Source organism: Providencia sp. PROV076 (assembly GCF_028483405.1).
Taxonomy (GTDB): domain Bacteria; phylum Pseudomonadota; class Gammaproteobacteria; order Enterobacterales; family Enterobacteriaceae; genus Providencia; species Providencia huaxiensis.
The window spans coordinates 198,262-208,298 of record NZ_JAMPRR010000002.1 but is presented as its reverse complement, the minus strand read 5'-3'; the positions used below and the strand labels follow the sequence as shown (position 1 = coordinate 208,298).

Here is a 10,037-nt window from a genome sequence, read left to right as displayed (position 1 = left end):
GAACACTGCGCGGGATGCCGTTGATGACAGAATTAAAGGTTTAGAGCTTGGTGCCAATGACTATCTGGTTAAGCCGTTTTCGTTTTCTGAATTATTAGCTAGGGTTAAAAACCAATTAAAAGTTAACCAACCAGCCTCAACCACCATGACTATTGCGGATTTAAAAATCGACTTAACTCGCCATGATGTTGAGCGTGCGGGAAAGAAAATCACCTTAACGCGGCAAGAGTTTTCTTTATTGCTATTCTTCGTTCTACATTGCGATGAAATTTTACCTAGAACTTTAATTGCTAGCGAAGTTTGGGGCATTGATTTTGAAAGTGACACGAATATTATTGATGTGGCTATCCGTCGGTTGAGAAAAAAAATCGATGATGAGTTTGACGTTAAACTCATCGAAACCATTCGAGGGATGGGATACCGTTTAAATAGGCCTATAGAATGAAAAAGAAGTCACTTCGCTTCAAACTTATTTCTCTGTTTATCGTTCTTATGGTTACTAATGCTGGGGTGGTGACATGGGTTTTGTATCATTCACTCAAAAATGAACTATCTGAACAAGATAATAATTTACTGGTTAACCGTGCGGAGCAACTTGCTAAGCTCATCGCTGGTGGTATTGATATCAAAACACTTCCCATGTATTTCCAAAGCATGATGGACATGCGTCAAGACTTGATCCAAATTTCTGATGCAGCAGGGAAAATACTGGTTACTACCAAACAAGAGTTATTGGGCTCCCAACCTCTTCAGTTAGTCAACCTTGAGCAGCTAAATATCAATGCCATTAACCATTGGCAAACTGCTCAAGGTATCCCTATTTCTGCGGTTTATTTCTCGATGAATTCCCCAATAGGGCCGCTCCATGTCGTTCTTGGTAAAGTTTCTGTCGACCGTAGTGGCGTGTTGACTCAATATCTCATCCAAAGCGTAGTGATTTCTATTTTCTCAATTTTGCTGATGGGGCTACTCAGCTTATGGCTGTTGAAAAAAGGATTATCCGACATTCAAGCATTGAGCCAGATAACGGTCAAAACAGACGTTCACGCATTAAATGATCCAATTGATATTGACCAGTTACCACAGGAGTTGAAAGAGTTGGGCGAATCAATGAATACGATGCGCCAGCGGTTAAAGCATAATTTTGTCAAACTTACTCAATTTGCCGATGACTTGGCGCATGAGCTGAGAACCCCAATTAATGCGATCCGGGTACAAAATGAAATAACACTTCAGCGTTCGCGCAGTGTTAGCGAATATGAAGGGATGATAGTCAGTAATATTGAGGAGCTCGATAAACTGTCACAAATGATACAAAGTACTTTGTTTATTGCCCGTGCTGAAAATAAAAATATTACCTTAAATCGAGAAAACCTTTCTTTATATACGTTAGTTAACGATGTCTATGAGCTCTTTTCTGCCTATGCAGAAGAAAAACAGATTGAGCTGCATAGCGAGCCCTCATCCCTGACTCTTGATGCTGACCCTGTATTACTCAGCCGAGTTTTAGTGAATATTGTCTCCAATGCGATTAAATATTCTCACCCGGGCACCTGTGTCGTTACCCAAATTATAGCGCTGCCGCAACAGAGAGAAATTAAAATGACTAACCAAGGAGAACCTCTACAAAATAGTGATGAAATTTTCACGCGTTTTTGGCGTGGTGATAATGCTCGAACTACAGAGGGAACAGGACTTGGGTTAGCGATTGTGAAAGCGATAGTCGAATTACATGGCGGGTCAGTGAGTTTTGAGCACCATGCAGGAACCAGTACCATTACCCTGAAATTTCCTACAATTAAGTAAGATGACAAATTTGTCATCTTACTGTCAGCCACTTTTACTGCGCTTTCGGTATAACTAATTTCATATCCTTTTTGCTATGGAGCGCATGATGAAAAAGTTACCTAAAATTCCCACATCTCAAATCACGGATGAAACCCTCTTTTTTATGAAACGCCGTCAGTTACTTAAGGCTTTAGGCATTGGAGCTGCAGGTTTAACCGTTGCGGCGACAGCTAATGCCGGGCTGTTTTCTTGGTTTAACGACGATACGCCAACAACTCCGATGACGCCAAGAAAATCTCTGACATTTATTCAACCTGAAGAGTTTCAGCCATCTTTAACCCTCACACCAGAAGATAAAGTGATTGGTTATAATAATTTTTATGAGTTTGGGCTCGGTAAATCCGATCCTGCTGAGAATGCTCATACTTTAGTCACGGATGAGTGGACGGTGACAATAGACGGCGAAGTGAATCGTCCTCTTACGCTTAATTTAGATGATATAAACACTAAGTTTCCCTTAGAGGAGCGCATCTATCGCATGCGCTGTGTTGAGGCTTGGTCGATGGTTATTCCATGGGTTGGTTTCCCTTTAGCGAAACTATTGGCTTTAGTCGAACCCACTAGCAAAGCCAAATATGTGGCTTTTGAAACACGCTACGCACCAGAACAAATGCCAGGACAAAAAAGTCGTTATATTGGTGGTGGTTTATCGTACCCCTATGTTGAAGGGCTACGCTTAGACGAAGCCATGAATCCACTGACTTTGCTGGCGACTGGCGTTTATGGAAAGACATTACCCAACCAAAACGGAGCACCGATCCGGTTGGTCGTACCATGGAAATATGGCTTTAAAGGGATTAAATCTATCGTCAAAATTCGCCTTACTGAGCAAATGCCTGACACGACATGGAACCTATCAGCGCCGAGCGAATATGGCTTTTTTGCCAATGTGAATCCAGGTGTAAACCATCCTCGTTGGTCACAAGCCACTGAGCGTTTTATTGGTGCAGGAGGCTTAGGCCAAGTGACCCGACAGCCAACATTGTTGTTTAATGGATATGGCGAGCAAGTGGCAAGTTTGTATCAAGGAATGGATTTGCGGAGATATTATTGATGCCCCAAGACAATAAGTTCATCGTTGGATTAACCAAAGGGAGTTTTCACCTTATTGCTTTGCTCCCTCTAGTATGGCTAATTTTTTTAGTCGAGACCCAACGGCTTGGAGCCGACCCAGCTAAAGATATCCAACATTTTACAGGAATAGCTGCTTTGCGTTTGCTCATCATTATTGTATTGATCCCACTGGTTGCAAAATTATTGCGATTTACCGTATTGTTTCAGATGCGAAAATTACTGGGGGTATGGTGTTTTTTCTGGGCTGCGCTGCATTTAAGTAGCTATCTATTACTGGAAATTGGCGTAAATAATTTGGCGTTATTTTTCGAAGAGATTTTTTCGCGGCTCTATTTAGCAATTGGAGCGATAGCTTGGTTGTGTTTATTGTTAATGGCAGTTAGTTCATTCAACCGTATACGCCTTTATTTGGGCGTATGGTGGAAAAGAATTCATATGCTGCTTTACCCTACGCTCATATTGGCGCTTTGCCACTATACTTTGTCACTAAAAACCTTAACGCCTGAACCATTTATCTATTTAGCCGTTGTGGGGAGTGCGTTTGCTTATCGCATGCGGAGCCAGCAAACACAACGAATAAAACCTTAATAAAGGGTGACGCGCTTTAATCGTATTCTTTCCTGATACTATCAAATGCCAGTACTGAAGTTTCTCAGTATTAGGTATTTGGTATGTATCTCAATATTGTGTAAAGCAAATCTGTACATCGTTTTATGATAAGTGCTTGTCGTCTTGCTCATCCCCTTCTTGTGGTAACGGTTATATCGTTACTATTTGAATTGAACCCAAACTTAGTGTGACTCGGCTAAATTCTTATTTTTCTACAGGGATGAAATGTTTAAACGAATCTTTCATGTACACTTTATTAAAGTATAAAATTAACAAATATGAAATATAATATCTTAATACTCATTATCGGAGTAATAAATATTCTGGTTTTTTATATTGTGTTGGAATTTATTGGGTGTTAGTGATGTTTTCTATGGTCTATAATTCTGGTGATAAACTTTACGGTAATTTATAATTAATTTGTTGGTGTTTATAAATAACAAAGCTCAGATAAGTCTTAAAAAAAATTCATATAATTTACAAACGCAAAATTCGAGTAATGCTGCATTCTTAAGTTGTATTTTGCGATTGAAATTTCACCATAAAATACATCTCATTAGTAAAATCTGTGTTTCAATATTTTAAAATGTACCAAAATGTAATTTCCAATATGAGTAAATCTAATTTTGCATCCATAACATATTGTTATTTATATTATTAATTTTACTGTTGAGCTGTTTTGTTACATTTACTTCGTATTAATAGGGCAATAAATTGTTTTTAATAGCAATCAATTTGCCTTATCGATTATACAAAACAAATAATCAACCATATAATCATTAAAAATTTTAGGACGGTATCTATGGTTCAGATTGGTGCCTATAATTAATTTTTAATACAAAGGTTGAATTAAATGACTTATTTTTCTAATGAGATAAATAAAGAGATAGGACAGTATTTGAGAGGAATTAGAAAAGAGCAAAACTTAACTGGTGGAGAGTTAGCAAGAAGATTGAATATTAGCCAGCAGCAGATATCTCGATACGAGACGGGGAAAACAAAGCTAACATTTGAAATGATGGATACAATCCTAATCATATTCAATAAGTCTTGGAGAGATTTTTTTAACCACGTAATAGATAAATATGATAATGAAAGATTACAGTACACCATGAAAAATGGGAATAATTATTTTTCTATTTTAGATAAAGATATTAAGAAAATGTGGCGATAATTCGGTTAATAAATAGTTTAATTCGTTTAGTGAAGGGAAATTGTTAAACATAACTAATGTAATATATTAAAATGAAAACTTTATTAAAAATAATCATTAATTAATTTTAAAGTTAATGATTATTTTTATCTAAAGTTGTTATTAACAACTGTTACGTTGAAACATACATCATGTAAGAATTACACAGGATTAAATAATCATGAAATTGAATAAATTTGTAATGGGTGCCGTATTTGCATCAGGTTTTGCTTCATTCGCAGCAATGGCTGCTTATACTGGTACTCCTACTAACGGTACTATCGAATTTTCAGGTGAGTTAGTGAATTCTGCTTGTGGTTTAAGTCAAGAATCAAGTCCTGTAAAAGTTAACTTTTATCAGATCCCTATTTCTAATTTAAAAAATGGTGAGCGTGCAGGTAATATCAAGAAAGATATCGTTCTGCAAGGGTGTGATACTACCGTTGCACAAACAGCAACAGTAACTTACACACCATCAACTATTAACCCTAATGATAATACATTAGCAGCGTTCACTTCAGGTACTGCAAGTGGTGCTGGTATTGGTTTAAGAGACAATGGAAATAAAGATGTTGTTTGGGGACAAGCTTCTTCTTCTGTTAACTTATCTAATGGTAAAACTGCAATTCCATTCGTTGCTTATTTAAAATCTGATAATGCATCTAATGCAGTGACTCCAGGTAGCTTTGATTCAACTATCAATTTTAAAATTGATTACCAATAATTTGTAATTGGTTTTATATCAATGTGCGGAGTATTTAATACTCCGCATTAATAAAACCTACCAATAACTAAATGGTATTGTCCATGATAAGTCGGGTTGCAAAAATAACACTAGGCTCTAGTTTGTTATGGCCTCTATTAAGTTGGGGAATGACCGGCAATAACACCCCTGGTGATATTGTAATGCAAGGTGAATTAATAGAAGCCTCATGCACGATTGATCCTGAAAGCCGAGAGCTTTGGGTTAATTTTGGTGAAATTAGTGCCCGAGAGATTACCCCAGAAATCAATATTTTGGTGAGTAAGGATTTTGATATAAAGCTCGTTGGATGTACGTTGCCTTCTAATGACAAAGGTAGTGCATCGCGCGCGCAAATAACCATGATGGGAACCTCTGTTAATGATGACCAAATTTTACAAGTGAGTGGTGATTCAGAAGGATTTGGAATTCAATTTAGAGATTCTCACGGAGAAATACTTAAGCTTAATAGAAAAATGCCGGATTACACATTATTAGAAGGGCGCAATAGATTAGATTTTACTGCTGTTTTAGTTGCTTATCAAAAGCATATTAAGGCAGGTGATTTCGAAGGGGTTCTAAGGTTTAGGATGGATTATTTCTAAAACTAATAATTACATATAAAAGAGAATTGAACTAAATCTCTAGCCAACGAGTGAATACTGAGTAATTAAAATGATTATTTTAAATGGAAATATAAATAATATAAAAAGACTATTTGCAATATATATTGCAGTACTTTGCTATTCACCAAATATGTCTGCAAATGATCTTGTTGAGTTTAACGTTGACGTATTAGATGTTGGTGATCGTAACAATATTGATTTAACTCGATTCTCTAAAGATAACTTTGTATTTCCTGGGACTTATTTATTAGATGTCTATATTAATGGACAATCATTGTCGCAGCAGAAAGTCACTTATATTACCGATCCTCAAGATAGTGAAAAATCATTAGTTTGTTTTACTCCTAAGCAAATTGAAATGTTAGCGCTCAAAGAAGATGCGTTAAAAAAAATCCAAGCCATATCCCCTGAATGTTCAAATATTTTACCTATTTCAGGCGTTAAAATTAATAATAATGAAGGCAAACTGGATATCACTATTCCACAGGCATGGATGAAATATTCCGATCCTAGTTGGGTACCGCCTGAGCGTTGGGATTCAGGGGTTTCAGGCCTTATATTTGATTATAACCTGACAGGGTCAATTTCTCGTTCTTTGACGACAAATACAAACAAGCACTCATTGTCAGCATATGGCCAAACCGGGTTTAACTTAGGGGCGTGGCGCTTTAGAGCTGATTATCAAGCTAATTATAACGAGCGCGGTGATAGAAAATTCGATTGGAACCAGTTTTATGCATATCGTCCTCTGATCCACATGGCGGCTAAGCTGACACTGGGGGAAATTTATTTAAATTCTCAGGTTTTTGACACAATCCGCTTCACCGGTTTTAACCTGGCCAGTGATGAACGTATGTTACCACCGAATCTACGGGGATATGCGCCACAGATTAATGGTATCGCGAAAAGCAATTCAAAAATTGTTGTGACTCAAGCTGGGCGTGTCGTTTATGAAACGACGGTACCTGCGGGGCCATTCAGTATTCAAGATTTGCAAAGCTCCGTTCGTGGAACCTTGGATGTCAAAGTTGAAGGTGATGACGGCGAGGTATCGACTTTTCAAGTTGATACGGCAAATATCCCTTATTTAACGCGCCCAGGTTATGTGCGTTATAACGCTTCGGTCGGTAAGCCATCTCGATTTAATCACAAGCTTGAGGGGCCAATGTTTGCCACGGGAGATTTCTCTTGGGGACTGAGCAATAACTGGTCACTCATTGGTGGGCTACTTTTTGCTGGTAGGGATTACACCGCAATATCTGCTGGGTTAGGGCGTGATTTATCTATATTTGGTGCGCTTTCTGCAGATGTCACACAATCCATTAGCAGAATGCCAGGTGATAACACGCAAACGGGTTCTTCTTATCGCCTGAGTTATTCAAAATCATTTGATGAACTTAACAGTACGATTACTTTTGCGGGTTACCGCTTCTCGCAGGATAAGTTTAGAACGCTGTCGCAATATTTAGATGAGCGTGAGAACAGATATCTGGGTATTGGCCGTCAAAAAGAGATGTATACCGTGACAGGGAATAAAACTTTTTGGGCTGATGATCCTGATTGGAGAACGACGGTATTCCTAACTTATACCCATCAGACTTTTTGGGACCAAACATCCCAAGATAGGTATGGCTTATCTGTGGGTCGAACATTTCGTCTAATGGGTATCGATGGTGTCTCAACCAATATTGCGGCTTACCGTTCTGACTATCGAGGCCGACGTGACGATAGCATTTCACTTTCGGTTTCAGTACCTGTTGGTGATAGCCGTTGGGCAGGATACGACTTGCAAAACAGCGGCAGTAAGACCAGCCACATGCTCTCTTACAGTGATAACAGGGACATGAATAACTTATGGCGAGTTAGAGCCGGCCGAAGCAGCGATGATCGCGTGCGGTTTGATGGATATTATCAAAAACGGACGCAACTTGCTGAAGTTAATACCAATGTCAGCTATCAAGAAAGGCAAACGGCATCGATCAACGGGACATTACGCGGTGGTTTTACTGCTACCAAACATGGCTCTGCATTACATAACAGTACTGGTACAACGGATACAGCAAGAATTATGGTCGATACCAACGGTGTTGGTGGCGTGCCGTTTAACCATGAAAAAACGCGGACTAACTGGGCTGGTATTTCTGTTGTGCCTGACATTGTCAGCTATTACAGCTTCGACACACGTATTGATGTCGATAAGTTAAAAAATAACGTTGATACCAATAAGGCGATAGCAACATCGACATTAACAGAAGGTGCAATCGGTTATCAGCGGTTTGATGTAGCAGAAGGTGAAAAGCTCATCGCAACTATTCGTTATAACGATACGGTACCTCCGTTTGGTGCTGATGTGACAAACGCTGATGGTATTAATATTGCCATGTTAATGGAAAATGGATTGGCGTATTTGATGGCAGTAAATCCTAAAGAAACATTAACGGTATCTTGGGGCGGAAAAGCGCAATGTAAAATTCAACTGCCTGAAAAAATTAATTCGGGTATGTCAGTTTTGCTGCCTTGCCAATAATGTAATGACAGTTTGAAAAAGTATCTTATAAGGTAGAGAAAATGGCGATTCGTATAAATAAATGGGTAGGTGGTTTGCTAGTTATGATGGTTGGCGTAGGGCAATCATATGCAGGTATTTCACTAGATAGAACACGACTGATCATTAAAGGCGATGAAAATTCTGCGAGTGCTAATTTATCAAACACCAGCTCAAGTATTCCTTTTCTTGCTCAGTCATGGGTTGAAGATGCCAATGGGAAAAAAATTACATCGCCATTAGTTGTATTACCTCCATTACAACGCATTAATGGTGGGCAAAAAGGCGTTGCTCGTGTTTCAAAAACAGCCGAAATAGATAAGCTCCCCCAAGACCGAGAAAGTCTGTTTTATTTAAATGTGCGTGAAGTTCCACCGAAGCCTGATAAACCAAATGTTTTACAGCTAGCGATGCAATCGCGCATTAAATTATTTTATCGGCCGACAGCTATTATTCCTGAATCTAAAAGTGCGGTTTGGCAAGACCAAGTGACATTTTATAAACAGGGGAATAATTGGCGTGCTGAAAACCCAACACCTTATTTTGTAACCATTATTAGCCTGAATAATAAACTTGTGGCAGACGGCGGAAAAAAACTGACTGATTTTCCTGGCGTAATGATCGCCCCTAAATCTAATCTCGATATTAAGGTCAATAGCTCAGCTGATAGTTTCACCATGATGTATGTGAATGATTATGGTGGTCATCCAGAACTGAAATACAGTTGTAGCGGAAATACGTGTAAAGCGTTACCACCAGAACAACAGATTCGCTAGGAGTATTCATATGAACATTAGGTGCTTAGGGATCGTATTGTTAGGGCTAGGAAGTTTCTCTGCGGTTGCAGATATTGCGGATGAAAAACTATCACGCCAAACGTTGCTAGACGTTCATAGTACTGTGCATTTTACAGGGAGCGTTTATGCATCACCTTGTGTCCTCGAATTGGAGACTCAAGAGCAATATATTGATTTAGGTGAGATTAATGCTAGAGCGTTTCGTCGTATTGGCGATAGAAGCGCGCCTGTTGCATTTAATATTCGACTAAAAGATTGTCAGCGGGGAGCATCTAAGTCATTTGTGAATGCTGCTGGAGAGTCAACTCAAAATGCGCAGCGTTACTACCTAACAGGTGAAAGTGCTGTTTCATTGAGTATTGCAGGAGATTCGAATTTTTTTAACCCTGAGCTCGTGCGAGTTACAGGTGATATTCGAGGCGCAGGATTACGTATTTCCAGTAAGGAACATCAAAACCTAATGGTCAATCAGCCAACAAGCTCATGGGTGATCAAACCTGGTGATAACAACATTACACTTAATGCCTCATTAGAATCTACAGCACAGTCTGTTTCAGCGGGAACTTTTAGTGGGTTAATTAGGCTAAAACTGGAGTATTTATAA

The 10,037-nt window shown here is 38.8% G+C and carries 10 protein-coding genes; all 10 read left to right on the top strand.

The genetic code is table 11. From position 1 onward, the window contains the following. Positions 1-445 (top strand): winged helix-turn-helix domain-containing protein (locus PSF67_RS02420; RefSeq protein WP_272676466.1); only part of this gene is annotated, 445 nt, incomplete at its 5' end. After that, positions 442-1,806 carry a heavy metal sensor histidine kinase gene (locus tag PSF67_RS02415; RefSeq protein ID WP_272676465.1) on the top strand — a complete coding sequence of 455 codons (1,365 nt, stop codon included), beginning with the start codon at positions 442-444 and terminating at the stop codon, positions 1,804-1,806. The genes PSF67_RS02420 and PSF67_RS02415, both read left to right, overlap by 4 nt. A gap of 85 nt (positions 1,807-1,891) precedes the next feature. Next, positions 1,892-2,902 carry a protein-methionine-sulfoxide reductase catalytic subunit MsrP gene (msrP, locus tag PSF67_RS02410; RefSeq protein WP_195697835.1) on the top strand — a complete coding sequence of 337 codons (1,011 nt, stop codon included), beginning with the start codon at positions 1,892-1,894 and terminating at the stop codon, positions 2,900-2,902. Next, entirely contained in the window at positions 2,902-3,510 is a 609-nt protein-coding gene (locus PSF67_RS02405) for a sulfite oxidase heme-binding subunit YedZ (RefSeq protein WP_102138146.1), read from the top strand. Before msrP ends, PSF67_RS02405 begins: the two co-directional genes overlap by 1 nt. 874 nt (positions 3,511-4,384) lie before the next feature. Further along, entirely contained in the window at positions 4,385-4,705 is a 321-nt protein-coding gene (locus tag PSF67_RS02400; protein WP_102138145.1) for a helix-turn-helix domain-containing protein, read from the top strand. A gap of 199 nt (positions 4,706-4,904) precedes the next feature. Then, on the top strand, positions 4,905-5,447 hold the full coding sequence (locus PSF67_RS02395) for a fimbrial protein (RefSeq protein ID WP_102138144.1): 543 nt from the start codon (positions 4,905-4,907) through the stop codon (positions 5,445-5,447). Positions 5,448-5,530: 83 nt separating this feature from the next. Beyond that, a complete protein-coding gene (locus tag PSF67_RS02390) occupies positions 5,531-6,070 on the top strand; it encodes a fimbrial protein (RefSeq protein WP_166264108.1) in 540 nt (179 codons plus the stop codon). Positions 6,071-6,140: 70 nt separating this feature from the next. Continuing rightward, the gene (locus PSF67_RS02385; RefSeq protein WP_102138142.1) at positions 6,141-8,618 is read left to right on the top strand and encodes a fimbria/pilus outer membrane usher protein; all 2,478 of its coding nucleotides are present in this window, start codon (positions 6,141-6,143) and stop codon (positions 8,616-8,618) included. Between the two features lie 83 nt (positions 8,619-8,701). After that, complete coding sequence (locus PSF67_RS02380; protein WP_229597622.1) at positions 8,702-9,412, top strand: fimbrial biogenesis chaperone; 711 nt, start codon at positions 8,702-8,704, stop codon at positions 9,410-9,412. A gap of 10 nt (positions 9,413-9,422) precedes the next feature. Further along, on the top strand, positions 9,423-10,037 hold the full coding sequence (locus tag PSF67_RS02375) for a fimbrial protein (protein ID WP_102138140.1): 615 nt from the start codon (positions 9,423-9,425) through the stop codon (positions 10,035-10,037).